Source organism: Aquibacillus rhizosphaerae (assembly GCF_030282825.1).
Lineage (GTDB): Bacteria > Bacillota > Bacilli > Bacillales > Amphibacillaceae > Aquibacillus_C > Aquibacillus_C rhizosphaerae.
In genome coordinates this window covers 1-14,824 of the sequence record NZ_JASTZU010000009.1, presented here as the reverse complement: position 1 = coordinate 14,824, position 14,824 = coordinate 1, and the positions used below count along the sequence as shown (strand labels likewise).

Genomic DNA, 14,824 nt, shown 5'->3' with positions numbered 1-14,824 from the left:
ATAGATACCTTTGGGAACACCAAAGGTCATCGCATTACCAAAGTCACCCACAGAGTCGAATGTTTTATCGGAACGTTCTATATGATCGTTGACTATCGTAGAGAAAATTTCTAAAACACTATTCGTCGTTTTAACACCCATCTTTTTTGCTTCATCTAGCAGAATATTTTTCATAACTTCCATGGATGCTTTTGCTGATTTTGCAGCTTTTACTCGATCTTGTACTATTTCTGTAGTCATGACGTTATAAGGAATCTGACTTACCTTTTGTCCTATCAACGTTTGGAGTGCCGTATTTGATATTAAAACAATATCTTCAACACTTGTTTGTTCCCCTTGCCTTTGTTTGTTCAAGTAAGCTTTTGTCCGACGTTCTTGTTCTGCTTTGATTTGATAGACTTCGCTTTGATGATAGGCCTTTGCGTTAAAGTGAATCGGAGAAATACTAGCCCCTTGTGACGTAGCTTCCTGCAAGGATTGGAACAGTCTTACAGCATAAGACTCTTCTTCCTTCGATGAATCATAGTCAACTGTCAGTGCTTCATCTAGCTTTTCAACTGCTTCTAACGTTTCTCTCCGTTTATTATGTACCTGCGACATGTTCTGATCAAAATCATTCCTGGAAAAAGTATCTAACGATATGATATCATCAATCCCACGAAAAATCGCTTCTAAATCATTCCGTTGTGCCGTGACTAAATCATCCGCTTGCCTTTCCCCTTGTTGGACGTCTTCTTCGAGAAAGGCTGTATGTACAACAGTATTTCCGCCTAATTTTTCCTGCTCTAACGTTCCTTTGATTCCTCTTAAAAAAGCAATCTGGTGGTCTACTAATCGCAGCCACGCTTCTACCACATCCACCTGTGCTTGATAAAAGCCCTTAATGGCATCAGCACCTTGCCCTTGAAAATCACCTGCATAAATGATTCTTTGAAAGTCACGTTTTAACCCACTCAGTTGTCCACGCAATTCTCGATATTGAGATTGCCTTTCATTCATAGTAGCTACCAAAGCTTTTGAATCCAGTACCTTCAATCCCCCACCTCATTCCCATAATCTTCCTCTCCTTATGGTAGCGATTTGGTTGACGAATTGGTACAGTCCAAACTTCCTGTTTTATCCAATTATGTCCTAGGTTTTTAGATGGAATATTAGTGATTATATAGGTAAATAGATTTACATCATGCATTTCACTACAAAAAACTACCATAGTAACTCCACACTAACTGTTCTTCCCACAAAGAAAAATCTCTCATTTTGTCCATTGAGGTGTCTGACACAGATAGCCGCTTTCCCCGAATGACGCATGTCTAATAGCCCTTCTATAATCTTCTCCACCTGGTCCAATAAAAAATTGGTGGTGACTAGGCACCAACTCTTCACCAGTCCTTTAATGGGTTTATTTAAAGCAACAAAATAACAACCTATCTACTATCAACAAAAGTGTTCTAGCGGGCGTATATAGGTAACTTTCAGCTTAACTTTTGTCGATTTGCGTCGATATTATGATAATGACACCTATATAACACATCAATTTTAAGGGGGAGCTCCATTGTTAGAAAAATTAAGATGGAAGAATATTAAAATAGGGGGAAAATACACGGTTATTTTCTCGGTTATGGCAGTAGCCTTTATAAGTTCAGTACTATTAACTTATATTCTACTAGATCAGACGCGTGACAAAATGGACGAAACAACAGAGACAAATAGAATTTCGTTATTGTCATCTGACTTGGTTACACTTTTTAATGAAAAGTTTGTTTATATTCCGGAATATATTGTTTTGTCTGAAGAAGCACAGCTAGAGAATTACTTAGCTACTAGTATGGAATTCGTTGATAAGGCCAAACAGTTAAAGAGTACAATTACGAGTAAAGAACAATTAGAATTATTCAATCAGCTAATCGAGAACAACAATGAACTAGATCAGTATTTTTTCAGTATGGCAGTGCCTAAAGTACAGCAACTAAATACACAAGAATTTGCAGAGCTTCAACAGTCTGCTAATGAGTTAAAAAGTAATACCACTGAGATTGGTGACAAGCTAAAGTCTTTAGCTATAGACGCTAACGATAAAGCAATCTCTGAGGCAAATGATAACATATCAAACACTATTTTGTTATTGATATTATCTGGTGGAGTATCTATTATCATCTCCTTCACCCTACTATATTTAATCAGTAGAAGAATTAGTAAAAATCTTAATCATATAGTCGTAACAAGTAATGAAATAGCTAGTGGAAATCTGTCCATTCAACCATTGAAAAACGATGGTAACGACGAGATTGGTCAGCTTGCCGTTTCTGTTAATGACATGAGTAGCAATCTACGCACTATGATTGAGGAAATTACTACTCTATCTTCTGAAGTTGATAAACAAAGTAACGCGCTAGCAAGTGCATCTGATGAAGTGAAAATAGGCAGTGAACAAGTAGCAATAACAATAGAAGAATTAGCAAATGGCACTACAAATCAAGCAAATGAAACGACTACTATTTCAGAAACGACAAAATCGTTTATGGATAAACTAAAAGAAGCGAATGAACACAGTAACGACCTTGTTTCTTTTTCCACAAATGTTCAAAACGTCTCAACAGAAGGCGATCAACAGATGAAGGAATCTTTAAGCCAAATGAATCTTATTCATGAAGTAGTGCGAACATCTGTCGAAAATGTCAAAAGTCTAGAACAAAAAACTAATTCAATCACTGAGATAGTTCATGTTATTAAATCAATTGCAGAACAAACGAACTTACTGGCACTTAATGCTTCCATTGAAGCTGCACGAGCAGGTGAAGTAGGCAAGGGCTTTGCAGTTGTCGCAGAAGAAGTAAGAAAACTTGCCGAAGAGGTCTCTAGCTCAATCGAAAACATTACAGAAATTGTTTTCAGTATTAAGGAAGAAACCAACACGATGTCCACTACATTGAATAATGGTTATGAAGAGGCAAATAAAGGTGCGAAAGATATTGAAATTACAGGTAAATACTTTACAAATATCCGAGAAAAGATAGCAGAAATGGATCAACGAATTCAAAGAATTTCCTCTACTTTTAAATACATGGAGGATTCAAGTAAAGAGATTAATGAGGCAGTTGAAAGCATAGCTGCGATTTCGGAGCAATCAGCAGCAGGAGCGGAGGAAATATCAGCATCCGTTCACGAACAAACTCAATCGATTGAAAATATATCAGACAGTTCTAATACACTTTCTGGCATGGTTAGCAATATGAAACAACTGATGAATAAATTCAAGCTATAAACTTGACGAAGGAGGATATTAGGTGATTTTTAAAAAACATAGATTACTAGTTTTTCTAGGATTAATATTAATTATTTTGGCTAGCGCATGTAGCAATGAGGCCAAAGTAGAACCAAAAAAAACGGATGAAGTTAAATTAACAACGGATGAGAACAAAGTTTATATCGGATTTGTACTAGATACGCTTCAACAAGAGCGTTGGTATAAAGACAAAGAGCTTTTCGAGGAAAAAATAACCGAACTTGGCGGAAATGTTAAAACATTAGCGGCAAATGGTAGTGAGAGTGTTCAGTTAGCACAAGCGAAGCTACTAATCGAAGAAGGTGTAGACGTATTAGTTGTCGTTCCTTATAACGCAGATGCCGCTGCTGAAATTGTAGAGTTAGCACATAAAGCCAATACAAAGGTGATTTCGTATGATCGACTAATAAAAAATGCTGATGTCGATTACTATATTTCATTTGATAATCTTAAGGTTGGGGAATTACAAGCAAATGAAGTCCTCAAACATACAACTAATGGTAATTTTGCTTATATCGGCGGAGCAGAAACTGATAATAATGCAGTTCTATTCAGAGAAGGTGCTATGAAGGTCCTTCAACCACAAATCGACCAAGGTAAAATAAACCTTGTCTATGATAAATACACCGACAACTGGGACCCAGCTATTGCTGAGAAAAACATGTTAGAAGCGTTAGAACAAACATCTGGAGAAATTGATGCTGTTATATCCGCAAATGACGGTAACGCTGGTGGAGTGGTAAAGGCACTTGCTACGAACGGATTAGATGGCAATATTCCTGTATCGGGTCAAGACGCTGAATTAGATGCTGTAAAAAGAATCGTAGCTGGAAAACAAACAATGACCGTTTATAAGCCGATAAACCTATTAGCTGAGACCGCAGCGGAAATGGCAATGAAAGTAGCTCAAAATGAAGAGATAGAGACAAACAATGCGGTAAATAACGGAAAAATCGATGTACCCTCGTATTTACTTGAACCTGAAACTGTTACAAAAGAGAATATCGACTCTACCATTATAAAAGACAATTACTTGACCCAAGAAGAAATTTACGGAAATTAAGGATAAAAAATCCCCAGGCTAATTCCAATTATAGGAAGCTGCTGGGGATTTTTCTATTAAACGTAATTCGGCAAATTCCGAGTGGCACTGCCAATCAACAGGAGATGTTTTATACTCTCCTTTTCATTTCTATTAACAACTCATCGAATAGCTTAATATATATACTTTTTATGTTACTGTAAATTTCCCAGGCAGTTGCCTCTTCGTATGGATGTGACGTTCTATTTCGATCTACAAGCATCTTAAGCCAGTTATCGCCATCTGTTATAATTCTTTCTTTAAAAGCTTCCTTTAGTGTTCTTCTTGGACTGGATACTTCGAGCAGTCCGTTATACTCTAAATAAGCTTTCAAAATTTTCCATGAAAGTTCGTAGGTGAATTCAAAGCGTTGGATAGTAGCATCAATGACAATATCATCATTTGTTGCATCTCTTTCTAGGGTTTCATGAAGCTTTTTTATAGCTTTTTCTAGATCAATTACTTTATCCAAAACTTTATTCATATTATCCACCACTTTTCCATCTGAATTTGTAAGGAAAATTATCTTTCCCTCATTATCTATATAATTTTTTAATTTTTGATTGTTAATCTTGTTATAATCAATGATATCCAAAGTATGTATGATGTTTTTTTCTGAAAGATCATCAATAATTTTATATATTTTTTCGTTGTCGGTTCTGAAAATGATAGCCAAATCAATATCGGATGTAATCTTATAATCTCCCCTAGCCCTAGAACCAAACAAAATAACCTTTTCAATGATATTCGAGTATTTTTTAAGTGTGTTAATTATTGTATAAAATGTATTGCTTGTTAAGCCATACGCACTTTCTTTTTCCATCTTCATACATAAGCCTCCTTGTTTCAAAAAGACGTTCATTAACGGATTAGCTACTATTTATTATAGCATGGGGGATGAAACCCTGTCGAAAAGCAAGAGGCAATATTTTCCGATACAATAATACCTTTAGTTAAAAAATCATACAGCATAAGACTCTTCTTACTCCGATGACTCTTAGTCAACTATCAGTGCTTCATCTAGCTCTTCAACTGCTTCTAATCTAACGTTTCTCTCCGTTTATTATGTAACTCGACATGTTCTGATCAAAATCATTCACCATAGCTATTAAATAGCACCTAAGAAACTAACCTTAAGATGAACAAGCCAATTTCTAGCAATTAACCCATTCGTACCATTTTCCGATTAACAGTGATAATAATAATAGCAAGGAGGATTCCGAGGGCGTCTACAGTATAGACGTCAATGAGGCGTCCAGTTCTTCCTGGGACGGTTGTTTGGTGCCACTCATCTAGCATTGCGTAACAGATAGGGATGATGAAGCTTAACATTATTTTTCTATGTTCAGATAATTTTGTGAATGTTAACGTGGCATATAAACAGATGGTTAATAAAAAATAGCCAGCGATATGGCCAAGTTTCCTTAGGATAAATTCAATAAAACTATATATATTTGTTGTAGACACATACTGCGCACCATAGTGAAAGGATATATCCGGTAAAATTCCATCTAGAAATTCCACTTTACCGAAGAGAAAGGGCTTTATATCCTGATTGGCATAAGGTGTATCTGACACAATAAACAGGACGAATAATGTAGCTATCGTCATACCTATCCATGAAACGAATTTTCTTTTTCTCAAACCTGTCGCCCCTAACCTTAGTAAACTTAGCATCCAAACAAACCATTTATTTCAACTAGGAACTACGCTTAACAGAAAATAACTGCATTAATTCTGTTCGTCTTCTTACATTAAGCTTGTTATACATTTTAGATAAGTAATTTTTTACCGTTCCTTCACTAACTTGTAATTGTTCCGCAATCATTTGATTAGACCAGCCTTTATTTACAAGCTGAATAAGCTTCATTTCTTTTTCATTTAAATCTATTTTTTTATCAAGCGAATCAAGAATGTAGGATGGTGACCCTTCTATCTCTAATTGCTTTAAATCCGCTAATCTTTTAGAAAACTTAGAAACAAGTTTCTGTGGTGCAATAAAATAACCATTCGCAACACACGTGATCACTTGCTTGAAATGCTCCAAACTGGAGTTCTTCATTATATAACCATCTGCACCTGCAGCAATTACTTTTTCAAGACTCTTCTCATCGTCATATGCCGTTAACAACACGACTTTTACATTTGGATAGTTATCCTTTAGATAATCCGTACATTGAAACCCATTCATCTCAGGCATGTGTAAATCCAGCAAGCAAATGGATGGTACTACTTCTGTTTTCTCGATAAAATGAACCACACTTTTACCAGTACTCACTTTTGCAATAACTTTAAAATCTGTCATTTCCTTAATAGAGTTTGCTATTATATCACGAAACATCATTTGGTATTCTCCGACCAATACTGTATGCTTAAGCATTTTTTAAAGTTTTCCCCCTTAAGAAATAAAAGGCTCTATCTTATTTCCCGTCCTATCTCTTTTTATAAATATCAATTATGTCTATGAAAATATAAGTTCCTCGCATTCTCTCTATAAATCAACCTAAAAAATCCCAAGAATCTTACTCTTTTTGATCCTAACTGGTTCTTCTATCATCGCACTTTGATTATCTACTATTGCTTGGGCATTTTCTGAAAACAGATATAGTTTTTCAGTACCAAACATTTTTTCAATTTGTGCGTAAGCTTGTTCTAGATAAAAGTTATCACCTGTGTTAGCACCAGAGGCAACGAAATGTGTAAGGTTAGACTCAATTAATTGTTGCGTGAACTTCTGCACCTTCTTGCCACTTTTGCCAACAATACTCGTTGTTGCAATTTGCGATAACGCACCACACTTTACAAGCTCGTACAACGCATCAGGATTTTCAATAAATCCTTTATTTCTTTCAGGCTGATTAATGATTACTTGATAACCCAAAACTTGAAGGTCGAAAAGTAGTTGTCTAAAATACGCTGGAACGTGATCCGCTGGTAGTTCTACAAGGAGAAAACCACTGTTTATATTAAGTGGAAGAATAAATCCATCTTTTAAATCTGTTATTATGTTGTCACTAAGAAAAATTCTATGACCTGGAAGGATGGTGATTGGTATATTATCATCCAGTAGACTCTTATTTAGATCTTGAACATAGTTAACCACATCAAATTCATCCTCAGATGCAAATCCATCAAAATCTGAGGTTGCAATAATCGTATCAATGCCATGATCCGCAGCATTCTTCATTTGTGAAATGCACTTTTCTATTCCTGTATTTTGAAGCGTATAACTATTGACATCTATCACAAGACCACCCCTTCACGTTCGTTTTAAATGATTTAAATTTATATTTTTGTTCTCATTAAAGAACGATTTAATCATAGTATATCAACTATTTAGAATGAAAGGAATAAGAGTTTTTGTCGAAATCAAACGAATCACTATATTTTCAATTACCTTTCGTCATGTAACGAACTACGCTCTAGTTCGAAATCTATATAAATTAAATGACCCAAGTATGCATATCAACTTGGGTCATTTACTAAAATCATTTAGGAACTGTAATTGGGCATTTGTCATATAGGAGCCTGTAATCTTTTTGCTTCCAACGATTTATATTTTTGGTTCATAGTTATTTCCAAACCTCGCCTTTTAGAATTTGTGCTTCCTAATCTATTAACGAAGTGGTCGAGTGTATTCTTGACATACATTCAGACTCTCCTCAGGACTATATTCACACAATAAATTAAGGATTTTACGATTAGTTTAATGTAAACTAGTAACTTTCTACTCTATGGTGGTAGTCTTTATCAATTCCCCTGTGCCCATCAATAGCCATTAAATGCAGAGCTGTTTTATGTAGATGCTTTCTTCTTTTTAAGTGTACCTAGTACCGATTCACAAATTTTATATAATCGGATTCACGACCTTCTTCAATCACATTCCGACCAAACTCCTCATAACTGGTTGGTCTTTTGCCAAGCTAATGATCAAATTAGTAAATCAGCTTGTTACGATAATCAGTCATCTACACCAATCACTATAATGATAAGAAGACTTATACGAATGAGCTTGATTATATGGAAATGCGTATGAAGGTAATCAGTACCATTAATGGTTGGTCTGTATAGCATTATACTAGTTTCAATGTAATAGGATGATATGAAGTAGATAGCTCGAATGCATTTAGGATGTAATTGAATTAAAAAAAACACTACATAATATATCTTACCTTTGTAAAAAGATAAAGATATAGTATAATTTACATTTGTAATAAATTGATTTTATTACAAAGGAGAGTATTTATGGGTGAACTAATATTAGTAATTATACCTGCTTACAATGAAGAAGACTCTATTCTTAATACTGTACAAAAATTACAAAGAAACAGTTTATACGATTATATAGTAATTAATGATGGTTCTTCAGATAGGACAGATGAAATCCTGAAAGGTAATGATGTCAATCACATTACACTTCCTGTAAATCTTGGAATTGGAGGTGCCATGCAGACAGGTTTTCTTTATGCATTGAAACATGGTTATGATTATGCCATTCAACTAGATGCTGATGGACAGCATGATTCTGCAGATTTACAATATCTAGTTCAAGAAATTAAAACCTCAAAATGTGATATGGTTATCGGGTCTAGATTTATCGAGAAGACTGATTATAAAGGTAGTTTTATGCGTCGATTAGGAATATATTACTTTTACAACATGCTAAGAGTTATTGCAAAAATCAGAGTAACGGACCCTACATCTGGCTATAGGATTGTGAATTCTAAAGTGATTCATGAATTTGCTAACTACTATCCAGTTGACTACCCCGAGGTTGAAGTATTAGTAAAGTTAGCTCATAAGAAATATCATATAAAAGAGATCAAAGTGAATATGAGTGCGAGACAAGGCGGAAAGTCGTCAATCACTCCATTTAAATCATTATATTATATGATAAAAGTAACTTACATTTCGATTGTACGTTCAGTATTTTAAGGAGGGCCTATCTATGGAGACAGTACAACTCATTTCGATTATTTCAGCTTCTCTATTTTTAGCTATAGTTGTTACTTTAACAGCACGTAACCGATTGAATGACCAACAAGCTTTTATGTGGATGGTTTTTGCTATTGGTGCGCTTCTGGTTGCCCTGTTTTTACCTTGGTTAAATAAGTTGGCAACAACTCTAGGTGTTTCCTATATGCCTACACTTGTTTTTATGTCGGCTTTTTTTATTGTCTTATCATTGTTAATTTTTCATACGATTGTTATCTCTAAACAACAAGAAAAAGTCAAAAGACTTGTTCAAGAGGTAGCCTTTTTATCGAAGGAATTCGAGGATTATAAAAAAGAAACTGATACGTGGAAGGAAAAAGAAAATGAATTTTATTAACTTCTTTTTAATTTTGTTAAATACCACAATACTAGTGTGCGGACAATTTCTCTGGAAATTTGGTATGGAAGGTAAGACTGATAGCTTTTCATCTATAGGATCAATTATTAAAGTTTTCTTGTCACCTTATATACTTTCGGGACTTTTTTTATATGGTTTTGCAACAGTCTTATGGCTATTTATCTTGACCAGAGTACCCTTGAGTATCGCTTATCCTATACAATCAATTGCATATATTTTGGCCGTGTTTGGAGCCTTCTTTATCTTCAAGGAGCCTTTAACAACCTACAAAATGGTTGGAGTAATATTAATTATGACTGGAGTATCTTTCATTGGCTTTTCTAAATAGAAATTCACCTTACATCTTATAACCTTGAAGTTGCAAACTAGTTTTTCACCATAATATTTTTTGAAAGTTGGTAACAGAATGAAATTACTACAATCTAAGTATAGCATTTATTTTTATATCTTTTTTATTGTAGAACTTATATTTTTAGCATACATGTTTCAATCTAATCAACCGTTTATGCAAATATCACCAGATGGGAAGCTATACTACAATCTAGCTGAAAATTTAGTCCGCGGAAACGGTCTCATTGATACAGTTAGAATTGAAGATATTATTGTTCCACCACTTTTTTCATTAATTTTGGTCCCTTTCGTATTTATATTTAACGACCCTGTCGCTTTTATAGTTTTTCAATATATTCTGTTTGGCATTAATAGCGTTTTACTATTCTATTTTGTAGAAATATTATTTCATTCTCGTTTACCTGCAATAGTGACATCTATTTTGTATGTTCTACATCCTGTTATCATCATGAATGGACCCCAATATTTGTTAACAGAAACAATATTTATAACATTTATTATTATTGTTTCTATTTTATCAGTGAAGTGGTTAAGAAACCCTAGTAATATTAAAACTTTTGCTTTCCTGATCACGATTTTATCTATTAGTTTATTGTTTCGCCCACATTTGCTCTATGTTTTCTTAATCTTGAGTGTTCTTTTGCTTGCTTTTATTGTAAAGAAACAAATTAAATTTATAGCAATAGTTATGTTTATCATTCCAGTAATTTTGCTTACGCTAAATGGCACACATAACTATATAACTCATAATGAATTCGTCCTATTAGAAAATTATAGTGGCCAAAACATGTACATTGCTAATAATCCAGAAACAGAAGTTGCATTTTATTCATCTGGTCGCCTTGAGGAGTTTGTTGGCAAAGAATACTTCGAGTATAAAAACCTTTCATTGGGCAAAAGAAGTGAGATTTTAAAGGATAAAGCTGTTAGTTATATTATGAGCCATCCGCTTGATACAATCGAAAGAATGATTAAAAAATCACTCTTATTCTTTAAAGGGATTTCCAGTTTAGACACAATTTTATTAGTATCCAGCATCATTGGTTTTTTACTTGCTTTTATTTTTAATAAGAAAAACAGATTGATTCATGGTTATTTTTTATTCTACATACTAGGATTTGTTGGACTTACTTCTCTAGGTTTGTTAGTAGGTAAACAGCGATACCGTGCGCCAATTGCTCCTATTTACTTGATTTATTCAGGTTATTTTGTATACTGGCTATTTCTAACTATAAAACGAAAAGCAAATTTAAAAGTTTTAAGTCAAGAGTAGAAATTAAAAAAGAATAAATACTATTTATAATTGGGAGTTTTTGTGGATGAGATGTGTGTTATACGATTACCTGTCAAACTCCGGTGATAGGTAACAATATCTGCACTGAGACATGTTAATAAGCTATTAATCGATGAGAAGTTAAATTTTTATTTTCGGTTAGATACTCTATCGTAGACATATAAGGGGAAATAGTAGATCTTGTAGTTATAATCTTATTTCTGGATAGCTTTGTTAAAGTTCATTGTTGATATCTATGTAGTTGAATGGATTTCCAATTATTTGGAAGTCCATTCATTTTTTTTTCTGATGCATCCGTTAACTTAATAATATTTTTCACTCAAAACTATTTTCATATATATCAAGAAACTTTGAAATTTCAACGCCTTGTTGTTGAACACTTTTATCCTTAACAGTAATTTGCCACGCATATTTTTTATAATCTTCATAATTTTTATGACTAATGGGGTTCAATTCAAATTCCGTGGCTACTGCTTCAAAGCCTTCCTTGCAGTCCAATTTTATCTGATTTAAAGCTTTTTGAGCATCTTTGAAAATAGGAAGCCCTTCAACATTAGCGCCTATTTCATATGCTTTATTATTACCATAATTACTGCTTAATTTACTAACATCGTATTCATCAACAACTGTTGATAAGGTTAGATTATCACACGAAACTAACAAGATGATTGAAAAGATAATAAATAAACCCCTCATATATACCTCCATTTATCATCGAATTTTTGTTGCAACCTTATAATAGAATAGACGTATTTCTGCAAAATAAGTTCCATAGCTGTAGTCACTATCCTCGTGAAACAAGAAAAATGTTTATATTGTGAACTTAGATTACTTAAGTAAATTACAACTTTCCACATTTTGTATTACCACCTTTAATTTACAGCTCATTCATAGTAACTTCATTTCTCTGATGTTGAATACTTTCTAATACTTGAAACCAAGCAAGGTAATTGTTCAAATAATTAGTTGCAACTCCGTTAAATCGTTGGCCTTAACAAATATTTCTGACTCTGTTCATACTTCATTTCACAGCTTAATCCAAATTGGTTAAATACAAATACTTTTTTATCATTTAGGTTTTCTTCACGGGTAAAACGTAAGTGTTGTATGGGATTAGTTAGATAAGTCATATATCATATTTAGACCGGTTCCATTTCTCATCTTCCATTATAGCAGTATGATAGAAATTAGGAATGCTTGAACATGCTTCGCCACCTATTGAAATGTCTTCACAGTGATTTTTCCGGTGTGTTTATTACATCTTTAACAGGATGCTATAAAAGTAAGTACATTAATTTGAGCCCAAGCAGAACACTTTTGTACACCCTTTCCATTTTCAAACTTTATATAAGTAGCTTAAAAGTTTATTCTTTCTATTACTAAACCGTCTCGTCTTAACTTGAAATCATGACTGCTCACCTCACATCCACCAAAGGCACCTATATACGTACTTCTATCACCAGCCAATTTCAGTTTGTCTAACAGCCACTTAAAACCAAACACTTGTTAACAACAAGTCGCAACTCTTTAGAAACTTCAACTAACTCACAAAGAAAACGCGTATTCCACAGATAATATCGCTATTTTCTACCTATTATCACTACTTGCCACCGAGAAACTTCAACTTTCCTTATATGAACGATGTTATTGATGCTACTATACTAACCCTACCGACGGAATAATTGATAAAGGCGCCTTTTAAAATGAGGCTAAACTAGTGGTAGAAAAGATAAGTGATTTTGAAGAGATCGTAAAGCAGCATGAAAATATGATTCATCACTTGATTCACAAATGTGGAATACGTGACTATAATCAAGAATTTTATCAAGAAGGGATGATTGCGCTCTGGAAGGCAGCTAAAACCTATGATGAAAGTCGAGGGAAATTCTCTAGTTATGCCTATTTTCTAATAGAGAAGGGATTACTTAGTTTAATACGCAGTCAAAACCATCAAGTTGAAAAACAAGAAGCATGCGTCTCAGGCCTATCAATGGAAAGAGCTAGAATGAGCGACTCATTTGAAATAGGATTTGATCCTTACCTCCTACATATGATTGAAGAAAACTTAACTGAGAATCAGATGAAGTGGTTCACGATGTTTGTACTAAACGACAGACCAATAAAAGAAATTGCCGCAACGTTAAATGTAACGGAAGATGCCGTGAAGAATTGGGCAAGACATGCAAAGCCCAAAATACGAAAACTATTGCAAATGTAAGGAAGTAGGGGACGGTTCCCTGCTTCCTTGTAAGTAAGAGCACTATGCGGAACCAGTATATATTAAAGGATCGTAAAGACGAATCCTTCCATACCTTTTTGTTCAGGGAGAGCATCAACCATTTCTAAAACTAGGACACATTCTCAGCCCCACTGTACTACGCATGCACCTAAATAATGTAAAAAAATACTCCCAATTATACAAATACTGCCAAAATACCGCCTGTAGCTAGTGTAAACATTCTGAATCCAAATAGATAATGGGTTCAGAAAGGAAGATCAGGTTGGATAAAATCAAAATATATCAAAAAGAATTGGGTAAAATCATACACAACCATAGAAAAGTGTTCGGGTACACACAACAGGAGTTAGCAGAGTATTCAAACCTGAGTACCAAGCATATAAGTGAACTTGAACGTGGAAAATCTTTAGCATCATCTGATACTATTTTCAAGATACAAGCTGTCTTAAAACTAGACCTCAATCAAATGGAAGTCAACCCTCTTTCAGCGTCTGCCACTCTTCTATGGTACACACTTATGCAAGTAAATAACCAAGCTGGTTTGAAAAAACAATTCACTGTAAGTGCTCCTGTTTTACGTGTGAAGTCTGGCTTAAAGCCTAGCTCTTTCAAACGGGCACGCGAAGAATTAAGAGATAAAGGATTGATCCAGTTTCATTCCCTAGGCAGAAACCAAGCAACTTTGTATGAGATGAAGCTTATATCGAATTTAATAAATAATGAAAGCGATATCACACACTGTTCTACAAATGACCTAATGGACCAGATGCTGTCCAACAGTCGGTCCACAGACGAAGTTATAAGACAATCTTCATCTGCCATCCAGTTTTATGAAAGTAACTTCGGAGCTAGTAGCCACTATATTACACAAGAATTATATGCATGGACGAACAAACTTGGAGATACGTTGGTAATGGAAGCAATGAAATCTGCACTGGAACACAATAAATTCAATTGGAGCTATGTGAAAAGTATCCTATTAGCCTGGGAAAGTAGCAGGCTAGTACAAGTAAACAATCTTCACGATAAAGATCAGTTCAGAAAAACGCATTATCCAAGACGAGAGGAGGGGATTATTCCAGAATGGTTTTATGAAAATCAACTGCAAAAAGTATGATTTGGAAGCAGGGAACCGTCCGGGACCAGTGAAAAACTAGCGTTTTTTTCTATGTTTCTTAATAAACCTTTATTCGAATGACCATGACACTTTAAAAATGTGCTTT

Annotated in this window: 15 protein-coding genes and 1 pseudogene; 8 read left to right on the top strand and 8 right to left on the bottom strand. The window is 34.3% G+C overall.

The genetic code is table 11. The annotated features are described in order from the left end of the window. On the bottom strand, positions 1–1,035 hold a 1,035-nt coding region (locus QQS35_RS01410), incomplete at its 3' end, for an LXG domain-containing protein (protein WP_285929944.1). After that, a complete protein-coding gene (locus QQS35_RS01405; protein ID WP_285929942.1) occupies positions 992–1,210 on the bottom strand; it encodes a hypothetical protein in 219 nt (72 codons plus the stop codon). The genes QQS35_RS01410 and QQS35_RS01405, both read right to left, overlap by 44 nt. Before the next feature lie 342 nt (positions 1,211–1,552). Between QQS35_RS01405 and QQS35_RS01400 the strand changes: the two genes are divergently transcribed. Then, the gene (locus QQS35_RS01400) at positions 1,553–3,262 is read left to right on the top strand and encodes a methyl-accepting chemotaxis protein (RefSeq protein WP_285929940.1); all 1,710 of its coding nucleotides are present in this window, start codon (positions 1,553–1,555) and stop codon (positions 3,260–3,262) included. Positions 3,263–3,284: 22 nt separating this feature from the next. Further along, a complete protein-coding gene (locus tag QQS35_RS01395) occupies positions 3,285–4,346 on the top strand; it encodes a sugar ABC transporter substrate-binding protein (RefSeq protein WP_285929938.1) in 1,062 nt (353 codons plus the stop codon). A 109-nt stretch (positions 4,347–4,455) separates the two neighbouring features. Here the strand turns inward: QQS35_RS01395 and QQS35_RS01390 are convergent, their stop codons facing one another. The 4 genes from QQS35_RS01390 to QQS35_RS01375 all read right to left on the bottom strand — a co-directional run bounded on the left by QQS35_RS01390 (position 4,456) and on the right by QQS35_RS01375 (position 7,611). Beyond that, a complete protein-coding gene (locus QQS35_RS01390) occupies positions 4,456–5,193 on the bottom strand; it encodes an HI0074 family nucleotidyltransferase substrate-binding subunit (RefSeq protein WP_331490603.1) in 738 nt (245 codons plus the stop codon). 332 nt (positions 5,194–5,525) lie between these two features. Beyond that, positions 5,526–6,008: a VanZ family protein gene (locus tag QQS35_RS01385; RefSeq protein ID WP_285929936.1), complete on the bottom strand. Its 483-nt coding sequence runs from the start codon at positions 6,006–6,008 to the stop codon at positions 5,526–5,528. Positions 6,009–6,063: 55 nt separating this feature from the next. Next, the gene (locus tag QQS35_RS01380; protein WP_285929935.1) at positions 6,064–6,744 is read right to left on the bottom strand and encodes a response regulator transcription factor; all 681 of its coding nucleotides are present in this window, start codon (positions 6,742–6,744) and stop codon (positions 6,064–6,066) included. Between the two features lie 123 nt (positions 6,745–6,867). Next, the gene (locus QQS35_RS01375) at positions 6,868–7,611 is read right to left on the bottom strand and encodes a tyrosine-protein phosphatase (RefSeq protein ID WP_285929934.1); all 744 of its coding nucleotides are present in this window, start codon (positions 7,609–7,611) and stop codon (positions 6,868–6,870) included. A gap of 998 nt (positions 7,612–8,609) precedes the next feature. On the opposite strand from QQS35_RS01375, the gene QQS35_RS01370 reads away from it, so the two are divergent. From QQS35_RS01370 to QQS35_RS01355, 4 genes are all read left to right on the top strand, one after another. Beyond that, the gene (locus QQS35_RS01370; protein WP_285929932.1) at positions 8,610–9,299 is read left to right on the top strand and encodes a glycosyltransferase family 2 protein; all 690 of its coding nucleotides are present in this window, start codon (positions 8,610–8,612) and stop codon (positions 9,297–9,299) included. Positions 9,300–9,312: 13 nt separating this feature from the next. Beyond that, complete coding sequence (locus tag QQS35_RS01365) at positions 9,313–9,696, top strand: DUF2304 domain-containing protein (RefSeq protein ID WP_285929931.1); 384 nt, start codon at positions 9,313–9,315, stop codon at positions 9,694–9,696. Beyond that, positions 9,683–10,045 (top strand): EamA family transporter, encoded by a 363-nt coding sequence (locus QQS35_RS01360; RefSeq protein ID WP_285929930.1) that lies wholly within the window; start codon positions 9,683–9,685, stop codon positions 10,043–10,045. Before QQS35_RS01365 ends, QQS35_RS01360 begins: the two co-directional genes overlap by 14 nt. A 78-nt stretch (positions 10,046–10,123) precedes the next feature. Further along, entirely contained in the window at positions 10,124–11,341 is a 1,218-nt protein-coding gene (locus QQS35_RS01355) for a hypothetical protein (RefSeq protein WP_285929929.1), read from the top strand. Between the two features lie 336 nt (positions 11,342–11,677). On the opposite strand, the gene QQS35_RS01350 is transcribed toward QQS35_RS01355, so the two are convergent. Both QQS35_RS01350 and QQS35_RS01345 read right to left on the bottom strand, forming a co-directional pair. Next, on the bottom strand, positions 11,678–12,058 hold the full coding sequence (locus QQS35_RS01350) for a hypothetical protein (protein ID WP_285929927.1): 381 nt from the start codon (positions 12,056–12,058) through the stop codon (positions 11,678–11,680). A gap of 184 nt (positions 12,059–12,242) precedes the next feature. Next, positions 12,243–12,350 (bottom strand): annotated as a pseudogene (locus tag QQS35_RS01345) (IS1595 family transposase); the annotation flags it as partial. A 729-nt stretch (positions 12,351–13,079) separates the two neighbouring features. Between QQS35_RS01345 and QQS35_RS01340 the strand changes: the two are divergent. Together QQS35_RS01340 and QQS35_RS01335 are read left to right on the top strand one after the other, a co-directional pair. Further along, complete coding sequence (locus QQS35_RS01340) at positions 13,080–13,580, top strand: sigma-70 family RNA polymerase sigma factor (RefSeq protein WP_285929926.1); 501 nt, start codon at positions 13,080–13,082, stop codon at positions 13,578–13,580. 283 nt (positions 13,581–13,863) lie between these two features. Further along, the gene (locus tag QQS35_RS01335; RefSeq protein ID WP_285929924.1) at positions 13,864–14,718 is read left to right on the top strand and encodes a DnaD domain protein; all 855 of its coding nucleotides are present in this window, start codon (positions 13,864–13,866) and stop codon (positions 14,716–14,718) included. Positions 14,719–14,824: the final 106 nt, after the last annotated feature.